This window comes from Shinella sp. 20P9.1.1 (genome assembly GCF_057798995.1).
Genome location: NZ_JBYOLC010000012.1, coordinates 141610 through 163182, shown reverse-complemented (window position 1 = coordinate 163182; position 21573 = coordinate 141610). Strand labels below are relative to the sequence as shown.

The following is a 21573-nucleotide window of genomic DNA, read 5'->3' as shown; positions in this document are numbered from 1 at the left end:
AGGAGGATGCGGGCGCGGCCGGGAGGAAAACCGCGCCCGCGGCACCGGCGTCAGGGAAAGCCGCCGGTGCAAGAGAAAGCAGCGCGGAAAGCCTCAGCTCACCGCGAACTTCACCAGCTTGATCGCCTCGAAGTTCTGCACACCGCCGCCGACGCGCTTGGTCGTGTAGAACAGCACATAGGGCTTGGCGGAGTAGGGATCGCGCAGCACGCGCACGCCCGTGCGATCGACGACGAGATAGCCGGCACGGAAGTCGCCGAAGGCGAGAGAGAAGCTGTCGGCAGCGAGGCGGCCTGGCCGGCCGTTGCCGGCGGACGCCAGAGGTAGTTGCCGTCGGCATCCTTGAACTTGCGGATCTGCGCCTGCGTCTTGCGGTTCATGACGAAATTGGCGTTCTGCCGGTAGCCTGCCTTCAGCGCATAGATCGTGTCGAGCAGCGTGTCGGAGGGGTTGCTTGCCTTGAAGGCGCCCGCCGCACCGGAGGCGATGTAGCCGATATTGCCCCAGGCCCAGCTGGCATCGGCGACGTTGGTGTAGTTCAGGAAGCCCTTCGGCTTGTTGGTGCCGTCACCGGAAATGAAGGCCGTGCCTTCCTGCTCGGCGAAGACGATGTCGACTTCCGAGGCGATCCAGCCTTCGACATCGACGGCTGCGTCATCAAGCAACGCGGGCGTCGCCGCCGGCATGGCGTAGAGTTCCATGGTCGGGAAGGAAAGCTCGGCGAGCTGCGCATTATTCGTCTGCGGCCGCGCCGCCGTTTCCGCCACCCAACCCGTCGCCATGCCCGAGGTCGCGAACGGCTTCTTCAGCACCATGCCGGAGACCTGCCGCACCGTCGCAAGCGCCCGGATCGGCGAGACCGTCGAAAGCCGGCGGCCGATTTCCGTGTCGGTTTCCGGCGGCACGACATAGCCGCCATCGGCCGCCGAGCCGACCGACATCGCCTTCTCCTCCAGTGCGCGCAGCGCGCTTTCGTCGCCGCGGCGCATATAGGCGGAGAACGCCGCCTTGTGCTCGGCCGCCTCCAGGCTCGTCGTACCGCTGCCGCCGAGCGCCGGGCGCGCCTTCTTCAGCGCCAACTGGTCGAGCACGCGCTTGTGGTCGTCCATGGCACGGTTGATGCGATCGACCTTCTCGCGTGTCACCACGTCGGAGGTCAGCTTCTGCTCGATCTCGCCGAGCCTGATGTCGTTGGTCTCCTTGAAGGCTTCGAAGGCCTGCATGAAGTCGTCGAAGGCGGCGGTCATCGTTTCCGGCACGGCCTTGATTTCCGGCGCGGTCTTGCTGGTTTGCGTCATGCTTGTCGTCTCCGTTAGCGTTGCATCATCATCCGGGCCGCTCGGCGCATGGTGCGCACGAGCTCCGTTTCCTTGTCGCGGAACCACCGCGCATTCTTCACGTTCGACACCCGCGCCGAAGGCAGCATGGGAAAGGTGACGATCGAGATTTCCCAGAGATCGGCTTCGAGGATGCGGCGCACGCCGCTTCCCCGCTCGGTCTTCGAACGCACCGTCTGGAAGCCGATGGAGAGCCCATCGAGCGCACCCGATTTCATGAGGTTCAGCACCTCGCGGGCCCGCGCCACGCCGGGCGACAGCACACCCTCGACATAGAGCCCGCGTGCATCCTCGCGAATGGTGCGCCAGCGCCCGATGGGTTCGGCCGGGTCATGCTGGAACAGCATGCGCACACCCGAAGGCCCGCGTTTTTCCAGCGAGCGCCCGAAAGCGCCCGGCGCGATCGCATCCTTGCCGAGATCGACCTCGCCGAAGAGGCTGGCATAGCCGGAAAACACCCCGTCGCCCGAGACACCCGCAAGCGTCAGATCGGCATACTTCTTCGTCCGCCAGACCGGCAGGTCGGTGGTTGTCATTGGTTTCTCCGATGTGGATTGGAAATGAGGAATTAGGCAGTAGCCAATAGGCAATAGGGGCGCACAACCGCCGCCCACCCCCTACTGCCTATTGCCTACTGCCTCATCTTCTCCGCCATGCGCGCCAGCACGCCGAGCCCCCACCAGGCCGAAAGGCTCGCCGCCGCCGATCCCGTCAGCAGCACCTCCGCCGGCCCGAGATAACCGGCGATGCCGAGCCGGACCGCGATCCAAAGCCCCGCCGGCCCGCCGAAGACGAGGCCGCAGGCGAGCCCGGTGAAGAACCGGCATCCCGCCTCACGGCGGCTTTTCGGCAGGAGATAGATGAGCGAGACGGCAGCCCCCGCCGACGCGCCGACCAGCCGGGCCGTCCAAAGCCCGCCGTCGTTTCCGAAGTCAGCCATTGTTAAGCCTTTCTGTTTATTATGGAAATCGAGACCGTCAGGCCAAACGCGGCCACACGCACCCTGGCTCACGCTGAGTCAGGCAGCACCAATCCCTGAGTCTTTTGAATCGCTTGCGCCCGATGGCTTGCAAAGGAATTCAACGCCTTCACAAAGCGATTCCGGCCGTGGCGACGTCGATTCAAACCGCAGTGCCAAACCTTTGTTTTTCAGCCGCTTTTCGACAAACGACGCCGCTCGCACGGCACGACACGCGGCCACCCTCAAAACTTGCCGGTTGACGTTCCCTCAGGTGCAAAAATAGTTTCCGCAACCGCCATGATGGCGGCCAGCAGTCCGTTGCCGCTTCGGCTCGGACTGCGCCCTTTGCACATCTCTGTCAGTATCCGACCGCGCTGCGTTTCTCCTCGTCGCTGAGGAATGTCGCCGCCCCCACCCGCGCCCAGAGTTCCGAGCGTTCGGCCGCAAGCCCGCTCACCTGGTCGAGATCCGGCACCAGCCGCAGCGCACCGTCGCCGTCCTCATCGAGCCATCCCGCGAACGCCGCCGCCGTGCGGCTCACCAGCGGAAGCACCGTCAGCCGCCAGAAGGCGCGGTTGGCCTCCTGGTAATTGGCATAGGTCGCGTCGCCGGGAATGCCGATCAGCATGGGCGGCACGCCGAAGGCGAGCGCGATGTCGCGCGCCGCCCCGTTCTTCGCCTCGACGAAATCCATCTCGCGCGGCGAAAGGCCCATCGCTTTCCAGTCGAGCCCGCCTTCCAGCAGCATCGGCCGCCCCGCCCGCGCCGGGCCGGAATAGCCTTCCTCCAGCTCGCTTTTCAGCCGGTCGTACTGATCGGGCGTCAGGTTGCCGCCCTCCTTCGGCTGATAGACGAGCGCGCCGGAGGGACGCGCCGAATTGTCGAGCAGCGCCTTGTTCCAGATCGCCGCCGCATTGGAGAGATCGAGCGCCATCGAGGCCGCCTCAAGCGGCGCGAACCCCAACTGGTCGTCGAGCGGATGAAACAGCCTGAGATGCAGGATCGCCTGCCCCTCGCCCGCAGCATGCCGGCGGACATGGTTGCCCGTGCGGTATTCATAAGCCTCCGGCCAGCCGTCGCGCCCCTCGACGATGCGCACGCGGTCGGGTCTCAGAAGATGCAGTTCCCGCAGGTCCTCCCCCACCCGCACGCCCTCGACGAAGGCATTGCCTGACAGCAGCAGATGCCCATAGAGCATCTCGAAGAAATCCGTGCCCGCCATGCGCCCGTTCGGCCGCTGCAGCAGCGCAAGCGCCAGCGCCTCCGGCCGCTCCGCCTCGCCGTCATAGGCCAGCCAGGGCACGGAAGCCGCCGCCTCCGCGATCATGCGAACCGCCCGGTGCGCCACCGGGTTCTTCATGAACCCCTCGCGCGACAGCGAGGCATAGGAACGGCTCGACCAATGCGCCCGGCCCTCGGCCGTCAGCGCGAAAAAGCCCGACGCCTTGGTTTCCGCCGGCACCGGAGGCCGCCGCGAGAGGAAGGATGGGAGTTTCATGATGTCCTCGGTTTGTCGAATGTGAAAAACACCGTGGGCGCAGCACCCGTGGCGTGGATCCTCGGCTCAAGGCCGAGGATGACGAAAGAAGAGAGGACGGCTTGTTATCGCACCGCCGCCTATGCCGATCTGCTCAAGAAACGGGGAAACCAATCCTCCCCTCCGTCATCCTCGGGCTTGACCCGAGGATCCACGCCACGGGTAAAGCACTACCCGCCAAGCGCCGCGAAAAACGTCCGCCCGTACCCCGCCACGCGCTCGGCCCTGTCCAGCCCGTTGACGATGCGCCGCGCGCCCACCCAGTCGGCGCGGCCTGCCGAAAAATGATCCGCCAGCCGCCGCCCCGTGAACGCCCCGCGCAGCATGCCGACGAAGAGGATTTCCACCGAAACCGCCATCTCCATGGCCCGCTCCGGCCGCGCGACGAGGTCGATGCCGGTCAGCGCCGAAAGCCGCTCGTAGTTGCGCCGGTGCGTGATCTGCACCAGCCCGCGCCCGAGCCAGCTGTGCCCCGCCGCATCGCGCCGCCAATAGGGCTCGGAAACCTGCGGCAGTTTCCCCGCTGTAAAAGCCCGGTCGAGCCGGCCGATCGCCGCCTCGTCCGTCGCGGCAAAGGTTTCGCGCACCGGCTGCAAACGCCCGCCGGTCTCGTGATGCGCCGTCGCCAGCATATAGGCGAGAAAACGACAGTCCTTGGTCTCATCACCCGCCTCGAACCGGTCGATGAGCGCCGCCAGCCCGGCGACCTGCGTCCCCGCCAATCGCCCGCTATAGAGCGCCCCGCGCACGCCATCGAAAAACACCTTCCGATCGATTACCATCATCAGATCCCCCGCACCCGTGGTTCACCCTGCCGGTCGAGCACCAGCGCCGTCAGCGCCCAGACGAGCGCATCGAGCCGGTCCGGCGAGCGGCCGGCGGAAAGCCCGTCCGGGCCGAAATCGCACATCTGGTCTTCCAGCTCGGCAAAGGCGCCGGCATGGGCCACGCGCCCCTGTTCGTAGAGCGCCGCCACCGGCTCCGCGCGCAAAAACTTGCCGCGCGTCGCCCGCACCGTTGTGACCGGCAGGTCCGCCTCCACGCTCCTCAGCATGGCCGTCACCATGTCGCCGCCCTGGTTGATTTCCGCCACGACACGATCCGCATCGAATCTTCTGAAGGCGCGCACCACCGCCCCCGCCCAGCCGGCCGGGCTCGCGCCCGTCACCGAACAATCCGCCAGCACCACCGCGCGCCCGGTGCCATCCAGCCCCGCCACCACGATGCCGCAGACGGAAGCCGCGGACGCCGTTGCCGGCGGATCGACCGCCACGACGATGCGTGACAGCGGCCCGATGTTGCGCAGCCGGATCGCCTCCAGCCGCGCCCGGCTCCACAGCGCATCCTCACGGTCGGCGATCAGCTCGCCGTCGAGCTCCTGCCGCCCCAACCGCGTACCACCATAGCGGTCCGCCATGGCGGCGATGAAGCCAGGCGAGAGATTTTGCGCATTGTCCGATGTCGCGATGCGCCGCACCGCCGTCTTCGGATCGGCCGCCAGCGCCCGCAGCAGCGGCACCGGCCGCGGCGTTGTTGTTACCAGCACGCGGGGTGCTGCCCCGAGACGCAAGCCGAATTGCAGCATGTCCCAGGTCTCCTGTGCATGTTTCCATTTGCCGAGTTCGTCGCACCAGGCGAAGTGGAACTGCGGCCCACGCAAACTCTCCGGATCCTCGGAGGAAAAGATCTGCGCAATCGAGCCGTTCGGCCAGACCAGCCGCCGGCGCGACGCCTCGAATTCCGGTCGTGCCCGCCCGGCGATCCGGCAGATGCCGGACACCCCGTCGATCATCACCTCGCGCCCGTCGCCCAGCGTCTCCGCCACCAGCGCGATGCGAAGCTCCGGCTGAGAAAGCGCCAGCGCATGCACCCATTCCGCCCCCGCCCGCGTCTTACCCGAGCCGCGGCCGCCCATCAGCAGCCAGACCCGCCAGTCGCCGGAGGGCGGCATCTGGGCAAGCCGGCCGGTGAAGTGCCAGCGGTTCAATTGCCGGCGGCTGTGAAGAGCCAACGCAGGACCTTCCCGTTCGCTGCCAATCTCACCGGGGTGAGCAGGACCACCGCCAACAAGTTCGGCCGGTGCCTCCAGTTCCTTCTCCCCCACGGGGAGAAGGTGCCGGCAGGCGGATGACGGGGTGGCGCAAACATCAACCACCGTGCCAGCCCCCTCATCCGACCCTTCGGGCCACCTTCTCCCCGTGGGGGAGAAGGAGACATCCTGTTCCCGTAGCAGGGCCTCATCCTCATCGGAGAAAACCATAAGAGCGGGCGCCGGTCCGCTTCGTTCCGCAGCGGCGCCAACGATTCCCGCTTCCAAAACATCCAGCGCCGAAAGCATCTCCAGCCCCGTCTGCTTGCTCTCGGCGACCTTCAAACGCGCGATCCCCGTCTTCACCTGCTTGTCGAATGTCTTGCCGACCGCCGCGCAGGCCCGCCGCGCCCTACGGTCCGCTTTCCATTCGCGCGGCAGCATCCCCGCCAATCCCGGCTTCCCGCCGCCAGTCTTCCCTCGCCGCATTCAACCGCTCCATCACGCGCGTCTCGACCAGATGGTCGAATTCCGCCACCAATGCTGCCTCGTCCTCCGGCTCGCCGCGGGCGGCCTCCGCCTCCGTACGTTCCGAGATCAGCGTGCGCTGCAGGCTGTCGATCTTTTCCAGTGTGCGCACGATCAGCGACACCGCCTCGATGGCCGCCTTGGCATCGCTTTGCGCCAGCTTTCGCGCGGCCTCGTCCTCCGCGCCGGCGGCATCCTGCTCGGCCAGAGCCTTCTGGCTTTGGAAGCGCTGGAACCGCTCGCGCAGCTCCTTCGTCATCTCCAGAAGCATCGCCTGCATATCGAGAAAGGGATCGAGTGGCGCATCCGCCTTGGTGTCGAGCACCAGCGCCGCCGCGCCCTCGAATTCCGAACGTCGCCCGCCAAGCCCGTCATAAACCGCCGGCTCCGGCGAGAGGCCGAACAACTCAAGATCGATCGCCGCGTCCATCGCAAACCCCAAACAAAAAGGCGCCCGGTTCGATGAACCCAGCGCCTGTCAATATATTCCCAAAATCCGTGACCGGCAGAACCCGCCGATCCGAAAGATATGCGGAAAATCAAGCTACCCCGCCGCCCGCACCTTTCCGACTATGCCATAACCCTATCAAACGACCGTCACGCCGTCAAGGACTATTTTCCTATTTAGCGAAATCTTTTGCGAAGCCACGAAGGGTGCTACTCTGCCAACATGACCTCGGAGGATCTCATTGCGATCGCGCTCGGCATGCCGGGGACGCGGGAAAGTGCCCATTTCGGGAAGCGTGACTTCCGGGTGGGCGAGAAGATCTTCATGTCCCTGCCGAAGGCCGGCCGCGCGGTGCTGAAGCTCACGGCGGACCAGCAGGCCATGGTGGTGGAAACCGATCCGGGGCTGTGCGCGCCCGTGCCGGGCGGCTGGGGCGCCAAGGGCTGGACGTCGCTCTATTTCGACAGCGCCGACGACGAGCGGGTGCGCGATCTCATCGGCACCGCCTGGCGCAATGTCGCGCCGAAGGCCCTGGTCACCGCGACGATGAACTGAGTTACTTCTCTTCGCCCACTTCCATGGGCCAGGTCACGAGATAATCCTCGTAGTCCTCGATATCGAGGCCCTCTTCGCTGACAGTGCGGCCGCGCGCCGAAATGCCGGCCTGGTGCACGGTGTCGGGATCGCCCGAGACCAGCGGATGCCACCAGTAGAGGTCGTGCCCGTCGCGGATGAGGCGGTAGCCGCAGGTCGGCGGCAGCCAGGAGATCTTCTCCACGCTCTCCACCGTCAGGCGGATGCAGTCCGGCACCGTCGCCTGCCGGTTGTCATAGTCCTTGCAGCGACAGCTCTCGCCGTCGAGCAGCACGCAGCGGATGGACGTCCAGGCGATTTCGCCCGTATCCCAGTCCTCCAGCTTGTTGAGACAACAGAGCCCGCAGCCGTCGCACAGGCTTTCCCATTCTCTGTCGTTCATCTCGGCGAGCGTCTTCGTCTTCCAGAAAGGAAGGTCGCCCGGCTCCTGCGCAGTGCTTGTCGTCATGCCTGACCCCTGAACCTCTCGCGCCCAAAGGTCAAGTCCGCCCGGCCGGTAACCGTACCCGGCAAAATCCGTTCTGCTGCCTTCAAAAGACTGCTATCGTCCCCGAATAGGACGTGGTCAGAAGACGTTAACCGGACGCGGGCAGGCTGCGGCCCGTCCCGAGACAAGGTTACCGAGCGTGGAAGACGAAAGCCCGAAGCCGCAAAAACCGCGCCGCCGCAAACGGCACATCTTCCTGCGTCTGGATTCCTGGATCGATTCCACGGTCTGGAACGCCGGTTTTCGCGCTGCCGAAATCTGGGAGGAGATCACCATCTTCTTCCGCCGCTTCCAGGTGAAGGGCTGGAAGAAGGCTGTCTTCGAGATCGTCGGCGAAGGCATGAACCTCGGCACCGCCGGCTTCGTGCTGCTGCTCGCGCTGGCGCTGCCCGCCTTCGAGGAGACCAAGGGCGACTGGCGCGCGCAGAGCGACTTCGCCGTCACCTTCCTCGATCGCTACGGCAACGAGATCGGCCACCGCGGCATCATCCACGAGGATTCCGTGCCGATCGACGAGCTGCCCGATCACCTGATCAAGGCCGTGCTCGCCACGGAAGACCGCCGCTTCTTCAGCCATTTCGGCATCGATTTCCTCGGTCTCGCCCGCGCCATGAACGAAAACGCGCGGGCCGGCGGCGTCGTGCAGGGCGGCTCGACGCTCACCCAGCAGCTGGCGAAAAACCTCTTCCTCTCCAACGAGCGCACGCTGGAGCGCAAGGTCAAGGAAGCCTTCCTCGCGCTCTGGCTCGAGGCGAACCTCTCCAAGAAGGAGATCCTGCGCCTCTATCTCGACCGCGCCTATATGGGCGGCGGCACGTTCGGCGCGGCCGCGGCGGCACAGTTCTATTTCGGCAAGAACGTCACGGATGTGAACCTCGCCGAATCCGCCATGCTCGCCGGCCTGTTCAAGGCCCCGGCCCGCTACGCCCCCCACGTCAACCTGCCCGCCGCCCGTGCCCGCGCCAACGAGGTGCTGACCAATCTCGTGCAGGGCGGCTTGATGACCGAGGGCCAGGTGATTGCCGCACGGCGCAACCCCGCCAGCGTCATCGACCGCAACGAGAAGACCGCGCCCGATTTCTTCCTCGACTGGGCCTTCGACGAAGTGCAGCGCATCGCAAAACCCTTTGCCCAGCATTCCCTCGTCGTGCGCACCACCATCGACATGGGCCTGCAGGCCGCGGCCGAGGAATCGGTGGAAAGCGGCCTGCGCCAGTATGGCGAGAGCTACCGCGTCAAGCAGGGTGCGCTTGTGATGATCGAAAACGGCGGCGCCGTGCGTGCCATGGTCGGCGGGCGCGATTATGGCGAAAGCCAGTTCAACCGCGCCACCCGCGCACTGCGTCAGCCGGGCTCCTCCTTCAAGGCCTATACCTACGCCGCCGCGATGGAGTCAGGCATGACGCCCGAGACGACCATCGTCGACGCCCCCATCAGCTGGGGTGGCTGGTCGCCGCAGAATTACGGCCGCAGCTTCGCCGGCCGCATGACGCTGATGACGGCAATGGCGAAATCGATCAACTCCGTGCCGGTGCGGCTCGCCAAGGAAAAGCTCGGCACCAAGCGCATCGCCCAGATGGCCAAGGACATGGGTGTCGAAACGCCGATCCGCACCGACAAGACCATGCCGCTCGGCACCTCGGAAGTGACCGTGCTCGATCAGGCCACGGCTTACGCCGTCTTCCCGGCGGGCGGCACCCAGTCGCGCCGCCACGGCATCAGCCAGATCCTCAATTACGACGGCGATATCCTCTACGATTTCGGCCGCGACGAGCCGCCGGCCAAGCGCATCCTGTCGGAGCAAGCGGATTCGTCGATGAACCGCATCTTCGTCACCATCCCGGTCAGCGGCACGGCGCGCCGCGGCGCGCTCGACCGCGGCATCGTCTCGGGCGGCAAGACGGGCACGACCCAGGCCTATCGCGACGCCTGGTATGTCGGCTTCACCGGCAATTACACCGCCGCCGTCTGGTTCGGCAACGACGACTATACCTCGACCAACAACATGACCGGCGGCTCGCTGCCCGCCATGACCTTCAAGCGCCTGATGGACTATGCCCATCAGGGCATCGAGCTGCGCCCCATTCCCGGCATCGAGAACCCCCTGCCGGATGGCACCAAGGCGACGGAGGTCGCGGCGGCGACGACGGATGAGAACAATCCCCTGCCCGCGCTGGTGCGTCCTCGTTCGCTCTCCACCGATGTCACGAAACTCCTGAAGGATGTCGCCCGCCAGCTGAACGAGGCCAAGCCCCTCAAGGCCGATGGCCGGGTGGCTGCGCTTGACGCGGCTCCGGTCAACCGGACAGAGTGAGCGATAAAGCGTTTCCGCGTTTCTCCGAATCGCCAAAACGCTCTATCTCTTCGTTTCGACACAACTCCAACGGTCGATTGCCTTGTTCCGAACGCCCCTCGTCATCGCCACCGCGCTCGCCGTCGCCTTCGGGCTCGGCATCCTGAGCTCGATCTATGCGCTGCGGGCAACTGTCGGCTTCGGCGCCATCGCGCTCGGCCCCTGGACCGCCTTCCCGAGCGCCCAGACGATCGATGCCGATCCCTATGCCAAGGCCCACCGCGCCCGTGACGGTAAGCTGTTGCTCGGCGGTGCCGAGGGCCTGACCTTCACCGCCGCCACCGACAGCGACAACCGCAGCCTTTCGGCAAACTGCCGCTACGAGATCGAGGGCATCACGCCGCCCGCCCGCCTCTGGACGCTGCACGCCGCCGACCGCAACGGCAATCCGCTCCTCGGCACGCGCCCCGGCCTGCCGGATGGCCTGAACGCCTGGTCGGTCCTGCGCAGCGCCGACAGCGATTTCGTCATCCGCATCGCCGCGACGGCGACCTCCGGCAACTGGCTCGCCGTGCCCGAGGGCAACGCGCAGTTCCTCCTTGTCATGACGCTGCTCGACACGCCGACCGCCGGCAGCTCCGGCGTCATCGATCTTGCCATGCCCGGCATCACAAGGCTGGACTGCACCGATGCGTAGTTTCCTCTATGCCATCGCCATCGGCCTTGTCGGCGCGGCTCTCTTGCACATCGTCATCATCCTCTCGCTGCCGAGCTTCACCGGCCGCGATGCCTATACGCGCGTCCAGACCTTCGGCGAAAACAACCGCTTCTTCCCGCTCGCCAGCGTCGGCGACACACTCGCGCCGCTCAACGACGACCCGGCAATGAAGACCGCCGTCTGCACCTTCTCCGTCGAAAACGGCCCGATCCGCCTCTTCGCCGATGGCGAGGTGCCCTTCTGGTCGCTCGCCGTCTATGACGACGCCTCCAACGAGGTGTTCAGCATGAACGACCGCACCTCCGTGACGGGCGCGCTCGACACCCTGATCGCCACCCCTATCCAGCTCATCGGCATCCGCAAGGCGCTGCCGCCGGAGCTGGAACAGTCGATCCTCGTCGAAATGCGCGGCAACGAGGGTTACGCAGTGCTGCGCACCTTCGTGCCCACCCAAAGCCGCCAGCCGGCCGCCGTCGGCTTCCTCGCCGAGGCTGGCTGCGAGACGTTCTCGCCTGCCCAATAGGGCCAACTCAAGTGGGAAATCGTGCTCTCAAGAGCATATGTCGCTGGGCGGCGCAATCGTGCACCCAGCCTGAATGCTGTCGTTCGGCCGCGCATGTGTTCGCCGTCAATCGCGGCGCCGCGCGCGATATCATAGATCAGGGCCGGCTGGCGGCATCCTGGGCGCTCGCCTTCGCCGCCTTGCCGCGGGCCGCGAGCATGGCGGGGGTCAGGCGCTCGTAGCGCACGCCCGTGAAGAGAAGCACCTGGGCCGGAGCCGTATGCGGAACGGGCGCACGTTTCGGGGTGCGCGCAAGCCATTCCTTCAATCTAACAACGTCTGCCATTCTCGCCTCCAAAAGAAGAATCGAGACGGATGAAGCACTCCTACAAATCTCACCCTGCCCTGTTCGGGCCGGTGCATCCGGTTCCGTCACCCGGCTGCGACGCACATTGTCATCCCAGTCGCATACGGGTGGAAAACGGCGATAGGGGGCCAGAAGTTTCCCATTCACGGGAATGTGTCTGGCGACCGCCCGGTATCCGGAACATCGCACCTTTCCCATCAGGAACGGCAGCCGTTTCGGCGAACCACCGTTCCCATGCTCGAATCATAGCACGTCTCAAATAATAGACGAGCAGACCCTTACCCCTAAAACTAACGACGATTGGGTTAACATGCTGTTAACACTAGCGTGATCCGCCGCGTCACGCTGTTCCCGGCGGCACAGGACGAGGCCGGTCTCCGCCAAAGCCTTCCGTTAACGCATGGACAAGCATGCATGGCGTAGACTGTGAGCGTTTGTTTTACGCAAGGATTTGGCCATGAGCTTTTGGGGCAAGACCATCGACACCCGCTACGATTTCCGGGCGTTCGACCCGAAGCATATCTGGGACTGGGGCCTCGTCACCATCGGCAAGGGCACCGAAATCGACTTCGGCGAGACGAACGGTATCTATTCGATCGACTTCGCCGACAAGGAGATCGCCATCCGCTTCCAGGATATCGGCGCCTTCTCGAACTATTCGCGCAACGGCCCGGCCTTCGTCGACTATAACGACACGCTGAACCGCATGATCGGCTTCAGCCTGCAGACCAATATGAAGGGCCTCACGGCCAGCGACATCACCGTCTATGACAACGAATTGCGGATCGACTGGCGCGGCACGTCGTTCAACACCAACACCTATGTGCTCATCAAGGTGAAGTTCCAGTACGACCCCATCAACGGCACGAACGCCGACAACACGCTCAAGGGCACGAAATACGACGATTTCTTCTTCGGCAAACGCGGCGCAGACACCATGACCGGCGGCACGGGTGCCGACCATTTCATCTTCTCCACCGGTGACACCGGCGGAACCAAAGCCGCCGCCGACCTCATCAAGGACTTCAAGCCGGCTGAATTCGACGTCATCGATCTCAGCCGCTACGACGGCAATTCCAACTTTGTCGGCGTGCAGGATTTCAAATTCATCGGCACGAAGAAGTTCTCTAAGGTCGTCGGCGAGCTGCGCTACGAGAAGGTCGGCGCGGAGACCCACATCACCGGCGACACGAACGGCGACGGCAAGGCCGACATCATGATCCGCCTCACCGGCAAGATCGATCTGACCGCCGATCACTTCATCTTCTAGAGTTTGTCAGGGAAAAGCGGATGCCCGGTTCAGGCTCAACCGGGCATCTTCTATTGGCACAGGCGACGCACACCTTTACCGGCTGTTAATCATACCGCCGTTAGGATTGTGTTTACGGTCGCCCCGCGCGACAGGCGCTCAAGCAGCGAGAACCGATTGATTGCGGAGATACCGCGATCCGCTCGGGTTTTGCTGGTTTCGCCAAGGACAGATGGACGCGGCAAGGGGCTGCCGCTTCGGGGATAGGGTGTTTCGTGGCGGACAGGTTTCGCGAACTGGAGAGACCGCAGGCAGGGCGGCCGAAGGACATCGTCTTGATGGCCACGGTGTCGAGCTTCGAGAGCCTGCGCTTTCCGTCGAAGTCGGATCTGCGCCAGTTCGGCGAACTCTTCGAGCCGCTCTACGCCGCCTCCACCGAGGAAGCCCGCCGCCAGGCCGTCGCCGCCCTCTCCCGCTGCCCGCAGATCCCCGATGAGATCGCCCTGTTTATCGCCGGCCAGCCGATCAGCATCGCCGCCATCTTCCTGATGGGCTCCAAGGCGATCGCCGATGGCGTTCTGATGCGGATCCTGCGTGTGGCCGGTCCCGAGCATGCCCGCGCCATCGGCAAGCGCGACGATCTCTCGCCCGCCGTCATCGAGGCGCTCGTCGGCAGCCACCAGGATCATGCAAGCCGCCGCACCGGCGAGGACCGCGCCGCGGCCCTTGCCGAAGCTGCACGGCTGGAGCGGGAAGAAGACATGCGCGCGGAACTGCGCGCGCTGATGCGGGCCGCGCTCCCCGCCGCCGAGATACCGGTCAAGCTCGAGGCCGCGACCGAGGTCCACCAGGCGCTGTTTGTGCGTTTTGCGCGCGCCGGCGAGATCGGCATGATCGCCGTCACGCTCGCCGACGCGCTCGCCTCCAGCCAGTGGCTGTCGGAGCGCATCCTGCTCGACGTCTCCGGCCGGCAACTGGCCGAGACGCTGGTGGCGCTCGCCGTGCCGGCGCAAGACTGCCTGTTCGTGCTGGGAAAAATCTACCCGCACCTGGCCGAGGGTGGCGCTGAAGCGCTGATCGCGTCGCTAGACCCCGCCCAATCGACCCTCAGGGTCGAAAGCTGGCAACGGGCGGATAGCTACACGAACGGCGATGGCTTGCCGAAGGCGGCCAACAGTGAAAGCACGAATGCGGACGGGCAGGATTACCACGGCAGGTCCTCTGGGGACGGGCGGCATCGCGCCGCCGGCTGATCGGCTTCTTCAAGGTTCCGTCGCGCGGAACCGATCGATTTCGGAAACGGTTTTCAGAACGCTTTTCAGAACACTGGGCGCTTGGCCGGCAGGCGAACAGCCGTGCCTTCATGGCGCTCGGCGGAGAGCGCGGCCAGCATGGTCACGACGAACATTCCCGAAATTAGCAGTGCAAGGGCGGGCAGCACGATAAACATGGGCGTTTCTCCAAGGGTTCACAGGCCGTTGCCTGTGCCTCCCTTTTCCCATGTGCCCGCTCTCGCCGCTGTTCCCGCCGGAACAGGCGGTCAAAACAGGAAATCCGCCTTCGACAGATCCGAGAGATCGACATGCTTCAGCGTCAGCACATCGGTGCCGGCTTTGATCAGCACGTCATCGCCACTCTGGACCGCATGGTTTTTCATGAGGTCGGCAAAGCTCGTGATGGCGGCGAGACCGGAGAAATCGACCCGGTCGGTGCCGGCCACGAAATCCGTCACTATGTCCTTGCCCGAGCCCTTGGAGAAGATGAAGACATCGGCGCCGGCGCCGCCGGTCAGCGTGTCGTTGCCGGCGCGCCCGTCGATGATGTCGTTGCCGCCAAGGCCCGATAGCGTGTTGCCGCCGCTGTTGCCGATCAGCACATTGGCAAGCCCGTTGCCCGTGCCGCTCATGCCGGCCGTGCCGAGCAACACGAGCTTTTCGATATTGGCGCCGAGCGTGTAGCTCACCGTGGATTGCACCGTGTCCGTGCCGCCATTCGCCTTCTCAATGAGCTTCAAAGCGGCATCGCCGACGAGATAGGTGTCGTTGCCCGCGCCACCGGCCACGGTCCCGATGACCTTGCCCCCGCGTGTGTCAAAACTGTCGTTTCCGGCGCCGAGATCGACATTGCCGCGGATCGTGCCGTTGTTGGTGATGATCTCCACACCACTACCGCCCTTGAGCGCGGTGCCCGTGGCGGTGATCGAGCCGTTGTTGGAAAGGATGTTCTTGCCGCTGCCGAGCAGCGCCACGGCGATGCCGCTCGTCGCCGTCACGTTGCCATTGTTGGTCAGCGTCGCGGAAGCGCCGTCCATCAGGATGCCGGCGGCACCCTTGATCGTGCCGTTGTTGGTGACCTGCGCATTCGCGCCGCCGACATCGATGCCCTCGCCGGAAGTCGAGGTCAGCGTCTTGTGGTTGGCGAAATTGACCGCGCTGCCATCGAGCCGCACCGCATCCTTGGCGGCGCTGATCGTGCCGTTGTTGGAAATGACCGCACTGGCGCCCGTCACCACAAGCCCCTCGTCGCCACGCGACAAGAGCTTGCCGTTGTTGGTGATGACGGCGCTCTTGCCGGTCACGACGATAGCATCCAGCTTGCTATCGACCGTGCCGCTGTTGGTGACGATCGCCTTCGTGCCGGCGCTGCGGATGCCATCGTCGGCGGTCGAATTGATCATGCCGTAATTGGTGATGATCGCAGCCGTGCCGGAAACGGTCACGGCATCGCCGCCGCTCTTGATCGTCCCGTGATTGGTGACGAGCGCCTTGTCACCCGTCGCCTTGATGCCGAGGCCGGTGGAAGAAAGCGTCGAGCCACGATTGGTGAAATTGATGCCGGCGCCGGCAAAGATGCCCGCCGCAGTGCCGCCCGAGAGCCTGCCGAGATTGGTGAGGATGAGCCCGGTTCCCGACGTCGTCAGCCCGACCAGCTTGGCGGAAACCACGCCGTCGGCCTTGATCGTGACATCGCCGGGCTTGGCGGTGATCGCGGCATCGCCGAAGACGATGCCATTGCCGGCCGTGGAGGTGACCCTGCCATCAATGGCCAGCGAGCGGCTGGTGTAAACACCGCCGGCATCCACGGCCGTTCCCTTGGTGGTGATCTTGACGCCGGGATCCACGATCCACTGGCTGTTGGCCTTACGGGCCACAAGCGTCGACGTCATGTCGATCTTGATTACATATTTGGTCATTCTATCGGCCGTCCATCATTGACGTAGCCACGTCCTAGCGCCTTATCGGCAAAGAATTCGTTTCCATTGCGGCCGGGCCGGCAAAGCCTTGCTGCAAGGTTAACGGCGGAAAAATCCGTCGTCGTCAGGCTCAACCCCGGCGAATTCCAGGAGATCGCCGAGATCGTCCGTCTCGACCGATACGACCCAGAGGTCGCTGTCGAAACGCCGTTCCCGCGCAATCGCCTCGGCCACCGCCGCCGTCTCGACGCGCTCCAGCCGCGTTTCGAACAGCCGCGACCGGTTGCTGTCACCCTCGCCGAAGAAGCTTTGCGGCGCCGGGGCAAACAGGCTCTCCGCGCCATCGCGAAAGATCTGCCGCACGAACACCGCGCCGGCCTCTTCCGCCCCCTTCGCCTCGACGGCCGCGAAATCGCCACGGGCAAACACGCGGCGCAGCAGGGCGGAGACGAAGATGTCGGTACGAAGACGCATGGCCCGCCTCCTACACGGCGCAGGCCTCAAGGGCAATCGCGAGGTCTGGGGTGTCTTGCCGGCGTTACAGCGCGCCGATGTCCTTGAGCTTGGCGAGAACTTGCTGGTTGGGCTCCCCCGTCACCGGCAGGCGATAGTGCTTTTCGAAATGGCGGATCGCCACGCGGGTCTTCTCGCCGATCAGGCCGTCGACGGCGATATCCGTATAGGCGATGTTGCTCAGCCCCTTCTGGATCTTCATCACCATGTCGCTCGGCGCGGGTTTGGCCACGGCGGAGGTGACCGCCGGATCGGCCTCGGCCCGCAGGATCGCGGCGGCAACGGGGTCGGATTCTTCCTCGGCGACGGGCTTGGCCGTCGTCGCCGGCTTCTGCTCGATGACCTTCGCCACCTCGTCGAACGGGCGCTCGCCGGGCGTCACGTCGGTGATTTCAGGCAGTTCCTCGCCCTCCTCCTGGCGCTCGATGACGAAGGTCGTCACGTCGTGCGGCTCGGGATTGGTGGCGGTGAAGCCGAGGGAATTGTCGGCCGAGCGGGTCTTCAGGAAGGGCGAGGGATGGCCGCCCGGCTGATACCACAGCGCATTGGCCGCGACGAAGGAGAAGACGACGATGAAGGCGCAGGTGCCGCCGATCAGGGTGGGATTGCGCGCGGCAAGCCCGCCGAGCGCAACCAGCCCGGTGATGACGATGTTCGGCCGGCGCGGCGGCGGTGCGGGCGCGCGCGCGCTGGAACGGCCCTTGCGGGCCTGGCCCTGCGGCCGCCGGTCAGGCTGTTTTCTGACGTGCGCGTTCATCTTTTCTGTCCTTGCCATCGAGCGAAGGCTGGTAAACGGTCTCCATATCAGGCGCAAGGCGCGGCGGGAAATCCACGGTGGATGCGCCGGCGGCGGCGAGATCGTTTTCGCGCGCGATGCCAGCGCCATCGGCGGGAACGCGGATGGTGATGACGGTGCCCTCACCCGGCTTGCTCTGGATCACGAACGAACCGCCATGCAGCGCGACGAGACCCTTGACCAGCGACAGGCCGAGGCCGGTGCCCTCATACTTGCGGGTATATTCGTTCTGCACCTGCATGAAGGGCTGGCCGATCAACGCCAGCTTGTCGGCGGGAATGCCGATGCCGGTATCGCTGACGGTGAGCAGCAGGTCGCGCCCCTCGCGCGCCGCATCCATGGTGACGATGCCGCCGCGGTCGGTGAACTTGATGGCGTTGCCGACGAGGTTGATCAGGATCTGCTGGATCGCCCGCTGGTCGGCCACCACCTCGCCGATGGCGCGCGGCACGCGGCTCGTCAGCTTGATGCCCTTGTCGCGGGCCTGAAGACCGAGCATCTGCTCGCAGGCGCGCATGCTGTCGGCCACCGCGAAGGGTTCCGTCAGCAGCTCGTAGCGGCCGGCCTCGATCTTCGAAACGTCCAGCATGGTGTTGACCACCGACAGCAGGTGCGAGCCCGACTGGTGGATCAGCGCCACATATTCGCGCTGGCGATCGTTCTCCAGCTTGCCGAAATATTCGCCCGTGAGGATATCCGAGAAGCCGAGAATGGCGTTGAGCGGCGTGCGCAGTTCATGGCTGACGGCCGCCAGGAAGCGCGTCTTGGCGTCGTTGGCCGATTCGGCTTCGGCGGCCTTGCGGGCCGTCTCGCTGCGCAGCAGCGCCTCTTCGGACATATCGCGCGACTGGGCAACGACGGCGGCAAGCGAACCATCGGCCGCCGTCATCGCCGTCATTTCCACGCGCATATGCATGAACTGCTCGGCATGGGCCTCAAGGCGCGGCCGGTCGATGCGGATATCGACGGTCTCGCGCGCGCCGCCCTGTCGCAGGCGATCGATCGCCGCGACGAAGCCGATGCGGTCGGAAACATGGATCTGGTCGAGATAGCCGCGGCCCATCGGGTCGCGCATCCAGGCGAGCATGTCGGCGCGGTCGCGGCCATGCACGGCGGTGACGAAACCGCGCGCATCATGCAGCGTCACGAGGCCTGCGAAGAGATCATAAGGAGAGATTGCGGGCGGCGCCGTTGCGGCCAGCTCATCGGCAAAACTCTTGACCGGCGAGAGCTTCGGCGCGCGCACGGAGGATACGGCGGCGGCCAGAAGCGCACCGGCGCCGGCGAGCGCGACACCGGCCGGCAGGGCGGCGGAGGCGGGCATAACAGCGGAAAGGGCGAGCGGCAGGCCGGGAACGGCGGCGATCAACGCGAGCGTCGTCGCGCGAAGGGAAGCGGACGGGCGCGCGTCGGCGCCGACGCCAGCAACGCCAGCAACGGCGCCCAGGCGGGCGGCCATTCTGTCAGCGATGATGGTCAATTGGCGCAACGCAAAACCCTGTCGTTCATGTTCTTTTCTGTGAGCCCAAAATCGCACCGGCGACTTAGGAAAGGATAAACGGCAGGGGTCTGAAAGGGGGGCAAAAAGCCCCAAAAGTCCCATTTCGGGGCAATCCAACGGCCATTCGTCCGGCGTGGTTAACGGGGCGTAAGCGCCTCATTTTGCGGCATTTTTCTGTTCGTATTAACTTCTGGGGCAAGGGTCGCGAAAGCCGCCTCCCGGCATTCCGGCACCTCGGGGTCAGAGGGGCCGCCTTCATCCTTAACGGGGATCGCTAAAATCTGCCTCAAATGCCGGTAAAGCTGCCGATCGTTCGAATTTTACTTAAAACTGGGCAAAACCTGACTGATTCCTGCAAAGGGGAATTTCCTTCCGGCCCCTATTCTCGCATCAACGGTTCGCCAAGGACCAATCAAGCCGAAGGCCGCCAAGAGCCAAGGCGTATAATGAGGATGGCAAGCGATGTGGTTTCTGATCAAGGGAACGTTCTGGTTCTCACTTGTGCTGGTGCTGCTGCCCTTCCTGGATCCGGCCTCGTCCGCGAAACTGGAAAAGGGGCCGAGCGTCGAGCTCGGCGATACGTTCAGCGCCGCCACCGAAGCGCTCAATTATGTGACGGCCATGTGCCTGGAAAAGCCTGACGTCTGCCAGAAGGGGACTGAAACCTTCGTGGCGCTCGGCCACCGGGCACGGGAAGGCGCGCATATCGCCTACAAGTTCCTCGATACCCAGTTTGCCGAAGACGACGCCGTCGCCAAGGCCGAGCCGGCGGAAGGCGAAGCCCTCGACCAGCCGCTGCCGAAGATGGCGGCCAATGTCGATGCCGACGCCGAGGTCATCACCGGCACCATCGCCATCCCGACCCGCCGCCCCGACCACAAAGGCTGACGCCGGATCCAAGTTTCAAAGTTTACTGCCTGCCTGACTCGTTGCCCTGCAACCGCCGTATGGACCCTGTCCCTACGGCGTTTCTTTTTGTGCCGGTCTCGCCTATATCAGGGCAAACTTCGAGAGACCCGCCATGGCCACGCTGCAAGAGATCATCGACGACTTCGCCTTCCTGGAAGAATGGGAGGACCGCTACCGCTTCGTCATCGAACTCGGCAAGGCGCTGCCCGATCTCGCCGAAGACAAGCGCACGGCGGCCAACAAGGTGCAGGGCTGCGCCAGCCAGGTCTGGCTCGTCAGCCATACCGGCGAAGGTGCGGATCCCGTCATGACCTTCGAGGGCGATTCGGACGCCCATATCGTGCGCGGCCTCGTCGCCATCGTGCTCGCCATCTATTCCGGCAAGCGCGCCTCCGAGATCGCGGCGCTCGACGCTATCGAAACATTCAACACGATCGGCCTCGTCGAGCACCTCTCCTCGCAGCGCGCCAACGGCCTGCGCTCGATGATCAAGCGCATCCGCGAGGAAGCCGCCATCAAGGTCGCCGCCTAGACATAGGCAGCGAACAGGAAAGATATTGCCAGCACGAAGATCAGCGTCGGGATCGCCCACATGATCGCGATATAGGCCTGCTCCTGTACATAGGGGCCGAACAGCCGCGCTACCACATTGAAGCGCGAGAAGACGACGTTCACGAAGAGCGCAGAGGCGAGCCCGATATAGTTGAGCGCAAACAGCCGGTTCACCGTGTTGTCGCCCACCGACAGCACCGTATAGCTGCTGTAGACCGTGAAATTCAGCGCGATAATGGCGAAGAGGCCGCCGATGATGATGTTGACCATCTCATAGGTATCCACCTGGAAGACGCCGTCCTCCATGGTGTTGAGCCAAATCGCCAGCTGCGGAATGAGCAGCGACGCAAGCAGCGGAATGAAGATCGAGGCGACGACGAGGCCGAGCTTCCGTTGGACATCCAGTGAGGCGACGACGCGCGCATGGGTGCCGTTGTACCAGCCCGGCTGCGGCGCGCTCTTCAGGTCGATCAACCCGATGGTCCAGCCGCCGAGTTCCGCATGGGCCGAGGGACGGCTGAAATCGATGTCGGACTGGTCGAAACGCAGGATCATCTCCGCCGTCGTCAGCCCGTAGGCTGATATCTCGACAGCGAGTTTCTGACGGTCGAAGGGGAAGCGCTCGACATTGACGTCGACGGTGAAATCGGCCGTCACCCGATGCAGCAGTTCCGCCTGGCCGGTCGGGTAGATCTTCAGCCCGTATTCTGAGCGCTCAGCCGCGCCGACCTGGTTGGCGATGCGCACCGGCGGGGTCCAGATCTCCTTCATGCGCGCCTCGGCTGCACTGCCGCGCAGCGTTTCCGGCGTGCCGCTGCCGTCCTGGCCGCTCGCCAGACGCGAATCGGACCAGCGCAGGCGCAGGTCCACCGTGGCGCGGAATTTCCCCGCATTCTCGTCGAAACTCTCGATCGACAATATGGTCGCGGCCGCCTGCACGGCAATCGGCAGGCCCTTGTCGCGTGGCAGGGTGGGGTTGGCCAGCGCCGGGGTGCAGAAGGCGGCGAGGAGCGCGATCAGTGCCGCGAGGCCGGCGGCCGTGAAACGGAAAATCCCCAT

The 21573-nt window shown here is 64.9% G+C and carries 22 protein-coding genes and 1 pseudogene; 8 read left to right on the top strand and 15 right to left on the bottom strand.

The window, feature by feature from the left end:
* Positions 1–93: 93 nt before the first annotated feature.
* From AC27VQ_RS20435 to AC27VQ_RS20405, 7 genes and pseudogenes are all read right to left on the bottom strand, one after another.
* Positions 94–1298, bottom strand: a pseudogene (locus AC27VQ_RS20435) (phage major capsid protein).
* A 14-nt stretch (positions 1299–1312) separates the two neighbouring features.
* On the bottom strand, positions 1313–1873 hold the full coding sequence (locus AC27VQ_RS20430) for an HK97 family phage prohead protease (protein WP_488717729.1): 561 nt from the start codon (positions 1871–1873) through the stop codon (positions 1313–1315).
* A 95-nt stretch (positions 1874–1968) separates the two neighbouring features.
* Positions 1969–2277 (bottom strand): DUF6107 family protein, encoded by a 309-nt coding sequence (locus tag AC27VQ_RS20425; protein ID WP_488717728.1) that lies wholly within the window; start codon positions 2275–2277, stop codon positions 1969–1971.
* A gap of 379 nt (positions 2278–2656) precedes the next feature.
* Entirely contained in the window at positions 2657–3796 is a 1140-nt protein-coding gene (locus tag AC27VQ_RS20420; RefSeq protein ID WP_488717727.1) for a phage portal protein, read from the bottom strand.
* A 209-nt stretch (positions 3797–4005) separates the two neighbouring features.
* Entirely contained in the window at positions 4006–4617 is a 612-nt protein-coding gene (locus AC27VQ_RS20415) for a hypothetical protein (protein WP_488717763.1), read from the bottom strand.
* Positions 4618–4619: 2 nt separating this feature from the next.
* Positions 4620–5846: a DNA-packaging protein gene (locus AC27VQ_RS20410; RefSeq protein WP_488717726.1), complete on the bottom strand. Its 1227-nt coding sequence runs from the start codon at positions 5844–5846 to the stop codon at positions 4620–4622.
* A gap of 430 nt (positions 5847–6276) precedes the next feature.
* Positions 6277–6822 carry a hypothetical protein gene (locus tag AC27VQ_RS20405; protein ID WP_488717725.1) on the bottom strand — a complete coding sequence of 182 codons (546 nt, stop codon included), beginning with the start codon at positions 6820–6822 and terminating at the stop codon, positions 6277–6279.
* 240 nt (positions 6823–7062) lie between these two features.
* On the opposite strand from AC27VQ_RS20405, the gene AC27VQ_RS20400 reads away from it, so the two are divergent.
* Complete coding sequence (locus tag AC27VQ_RS20400; protein WP_488717724.1) at positions 7063–7395, top strand: MmcQ/YjbR family DNA-binding protein; 333 nt, start codon at positions 7063–7065, stop codon at positions 7393–7395.
* Position 7396: 1 nt separating this feature from the next.
* Here the strand turns inward: AC27VQ_RS20400 and AC27VQ_RS20395 are convergent, their stop codons facing one another.
* Entirely contained in the window at positions 7397–7882 is a 486-nt protein-coding gene (locus AC27VQ_RS20395) for a YcgN family cysteine cluster protein (RefSeq protein ID WP_488717723.1), read from the bottom strand.
* A gap of 178 nt (positions 7883–8060) precedes the next feature.
* Between AC27VQ_RS20395 and AC27VQ_RS20390 the strand changes: the two genes are divergently transcribed.
* The 3 genes from AC27VQ_RS20390 (at position 8061) to AC27VQ_RS20380 (ending at position 11455) form a co-directional block, all read left to right on the top strand.
* Complete coding sequence (locus tag AC27VQ_RS20390; protein WP_488717722.1) at positions 8061–10235, top strand: transglycosylase domain-containing protein; 2175 nt, start codon at positions 8061–8063, stop codon at positions 10233–10235.
* 82 nt (positions 10236–10317) lie between these two features.
* Positions 10318–10911, top strand: a complete 594-nt coding sequence (locus AC27VQ_RS20385) for a DUF1214 domain-containing protein (RefSeq protein ID WP_313532204.1) — start codon at positions 10318–10320, stop codon at positions 10909–10911.
* Positions 10904–11455, top strand: coding sequence for a DUF1254 domain-containing protein (locus AC27VQ_RS20380; protein WP_488717721.1), 552 nt, complete (start codon positions 10904–10906; stop codon positions 11453–11455). The genes AC27VQ_RS20385 and AC27VQ_RS20380 overlap by 8 nt, the downstream gene beginning before the upstream one ends.
* Positions 11456–11591: 136 nt before the next feature.
* Here AC27VQ_RS20380 and AC27VQ_RS20375 read toward each other — a convergent pair whose 3' ends face one another.
* Positions 11592–11780, bottom strand: a complete 189-nt coding sequence (locus AC27VQ_RS20375; protein WP_313532207.1) for a hypothetical protein — start codon at positions 11778–11780, stop codon at positions 11592–11594.
* Positions 11781–12258: 478 nt separating this feature from the next.
* On the opposite strand from AC27VQ_RS20375, the gene AC27VQ_RS20370 reads away from it, so the two are divergent.
* Together AC27VQ_RS20370 and AC27VQ_RS20365 are read left to right on the top strand one after the other, a co-directional pair.
* Positions 12259–13071, top strand: coding sequence for a M10 family metallopeptidase C-terminal domain-containing protein (locus tag AC27VQ_RS20370; protein ID WP_488717720.1), 813 nt, complete (start codon positions 12259–12261; stop codon positions 13069–13071).
* 254 nt (positions 13072–13325) lie between these two features.
* Positions 13326–14303 (top strand): DUF2336 domain-containing protein, encoded by a 978-nt coding sequence (locus AC27VQ_RS20365; RefSeq protein ID WP_488717719.1) that lies wholly within the window; start codon positions 13326–13328, stop codon positions 14301–14303.
* A gap of 65 nt (positions 14304–14368) precedes the next feature.
* Here AC27VQ_RS20365 and AC27VQ_RS20360 read toward each other — a convergent pair whose 3' ends face one another.
* The 5 genes from AC27VQ_RS20360 to AC27VQ_RS20340 form a co-directional block, all read right to left on the bottom strand.
* On the bottom strand, positions 14369–14500 hold the full coding sequence (locus AC27VQ_RS20360) for a hypothetical protein (RefSeq protein WP_488717718.1): 132 nt from the start codon (positions 14498–14500) through the stop codon (positions 14369–14371).
* A gap of 90 nt (positions 14501–14590) precedes the next feature.
* The gene (locus tag AC27VQ_RS20355; protein WP_488717717.1) at positions 14591–16243 is read right to left on the bottom strand and encodes a hypothetical protein; all 1653 of its coding nucleotides are present in this window, start codon (positions 16241–16243) and stop codon (positions 14591–14593) included.
* Positions 16244–16342: 99 nt separating this feature from the next.
* Positions 16343–16717, bottom strand: coding sequence for a DUF1491 family protein (locus AC27VQ_RS20350; RefSeq protein WP_488717716.1), 375 nt, complete (start codon positions 16715–16717; stop codon positions 16343–16345).
* A gap of 64 nt (positions 16718–16781) precedes the next feature.
* Positions 16782–17513 (bottom strand): peptidoglycan-binding domain-containing protein, encoded by a 732-nt coding sequence (locus AC27VQ_RS20345; RefSeq protein ID WP_488717715.1) that lies wholly within the window; start codon positions 17511–17513, stop codon positions 16782–16784.
* A complete protein-coding gene (locus AC27VQ_RS20340; protein ID WP_488717762.1) occupies positions 17485–19011 on the bottom strand; it encodes a sensor histidine kinase in 1527 nt (508 codons plus the stop codon). The genes AC27VQ_RS20345 and AC27VQ_RS20340 overlap by 29 nt, the downstream gene beginning before the upstream one ends.
* A 504-nt stretch (positions 19012–19515) precedes the next feature.
* Here AC27VQ_RS20340 and AC27VQ_RS20335 point away from each other — a divergent pair.
* Together AC27VQ_RS20335 and AC27VQ_RS20330 are read left to right on the top strand one after the other, a co-directional pair.
* On the top strand, positions 19516–19941 hold the full coding sequence (locus tag AC27VQ_RS20335; RefSeq protein WP_421592939.1) for a DUF5330 domain-containing protein: 426 nt from the start codon (positions 19516–19518) through the stop codon (positions 19939–19941).
* A gap of 133 nt (positions 19942–20074) precedes the next feature.
* Positions 20075–20494 carry a SufE family protein gene (locus tag AC27VQ_RS20330; protein WP_488717714.1) on the top strand — a complete coding sequence of 140 codons (420 nt, stop codon included), beginning with the start codon at positions 20075–20077 and terminating at the stop codon, positions 20492–20494.
* Here AC27VQ_RS20330 and AC27VQ_RS20325 read toward each other — a convergent pair.
* Entirely contained in the window at positions 20491–21573 is a 1083-nt protein-coding gene (locus tag AC27VQ_RS20325; protein WP_488717713.1) for a hypothetical protein, read from the bottom strand. The genes AC27VQ_RS20330 and AC27VQ_RS20325 overlap by 4 nt on opposite strands.

Excerpts from the sequence above, each read along its gene's own strand:
- AC27VQ_RS20430 (WP_488717729.1), bottom strand. The coding sequence starts at position 1,873 with ATGACAACCACCGACCTGCCGGTCTGGCGGACGAAGAAGTATGCCGAT.
- AC27VQ_RS20425 (WP_488717728.1), bottom strand. The coding sequence starts at position 2,277 with ATGGCTGACTTCGGAAACGACGGCGGGCTTTGGACGGCCCGGCTGGTC.
- AC27VQ_RS20420 (WP_488717727.1), bottom strand. The coding sequence starts at position 3,796 with ATGAAACTCCCATCCTTCCTCTCGCGGCGGCCTCCGGTGCCGGCGGAA.
- AC27VQ_RS20415 (WP_488717763.1), bottom strand. The coding sequence starts at position 4,617 with ATGGTAATCGATCGGAAGGTGTTTTTCGATGGCGTGCGCGGGGCGCTC.
- AC27VQ_RS20405 (WP_488717725.1), bottom strand. The coding sequence starts at position 6,822 with ATGGACGCGGCGATCGATCTTGAGTTGTTCGGCCTCTCGCCGGAGCCG.
- AC27VQ_RS20400 (WP_488717724.1), top strand. The coding sequence starts at position 7,063 with ATGACCTCGGAGGATCTCATTGCGATCGCGCTCGGCATGCCGGGGACG.
- AC27VQ_RS20395 (WP_488717723.1), bottom strand. The coding sequence starts at position 7,882 with ATGACGACAAGCACTGCGCAGGAGCCGGGCGACCTTCCTTTCTGGAAG.
- AC27VQ_RS20380 (WP_488717721.1), top strand. The coding sequence starts at position 10,904 with ATGCGTAGTTTCCTCTATGCCATCGCCATCGGCCTTGTCGGCGCGGCT.
- AC27VQ_RS20375 (WP_313532207.1), bottom strand. The coding sequence starts at position 11,780 with ATGGCAGACGTTGTTAGATTGAAGGAATGGCTTGCGCGCACCCCGAAA.
- AC27VQ_RS20370 (WP_488717720.1), top strand. The coding sequence starts at position 12,259 with ATGAGCTTTTGGGGCAAGACCATCGACACCCGCTACGATTTCCGGGCG.
- AC27VQ_RS20360 (WP_488717718.1), bottom strand. The coding sequence starts at position 14,500 with ATGTTTATCGTGCTGCCCGCCCTTGCACTGCTAATTTCGGGAATGTTC.
- AC27VQ_RS20355 (WP_488717717.1), bottom strand. The coding sequence starts at position 16,243 with ATGACCAAATATGTAATCAAGATCGACATGACGTCGACGCTTGTGGCC.
- AC27VQ_RS20350 (WP_488717716.1), bottom strand. The coding sequence starts at position 16,717 with ATGCGTCTTCGTACCGACATCTTCGTCTCCGCCCTGCTGCGCCGCGTG.
- AC27VQ_RS20345 (WP_488717715.1), bottom strand. The coding sequence starts at position 17,513 with ATGAACGCGCACGTCAGAAAACAGCCTGACCGGCGGCCGCAGGGCCAG.
- AC27VQ_RS20340 (WP_488717762.1), bottom strand. The coding sequence starts at position 19,011 with ATGGCCGCCCGCCTGGGCGCCGTTGCTGGCGTTGCTGGCGTCGGCGCC.
- AC27VQ_RS20335 (WP_421592939.1), top strand. The coding sequence starts at position 19,516 with ATGTGGTTTCTGATCAAGGGAACGTTCTGGTTCTCACTTGTGCTGGTG.
- AC27VQ_RS20330 (WP_488717714.1), top strand. The coding sequence starts at position 20,075 with ATGGCCACGCTGCAAGAGATCATCGACGACTTCGCCTTCCTGGAAGAA.
- AC27VQ_RS20325 (WP_488717713.1), bottom strand. The coding sequence starts at position 21,573 with ATGGGGATTTTCCGTTTCACGGCCGCCGGCCTCGCGGCACTGATCGCG.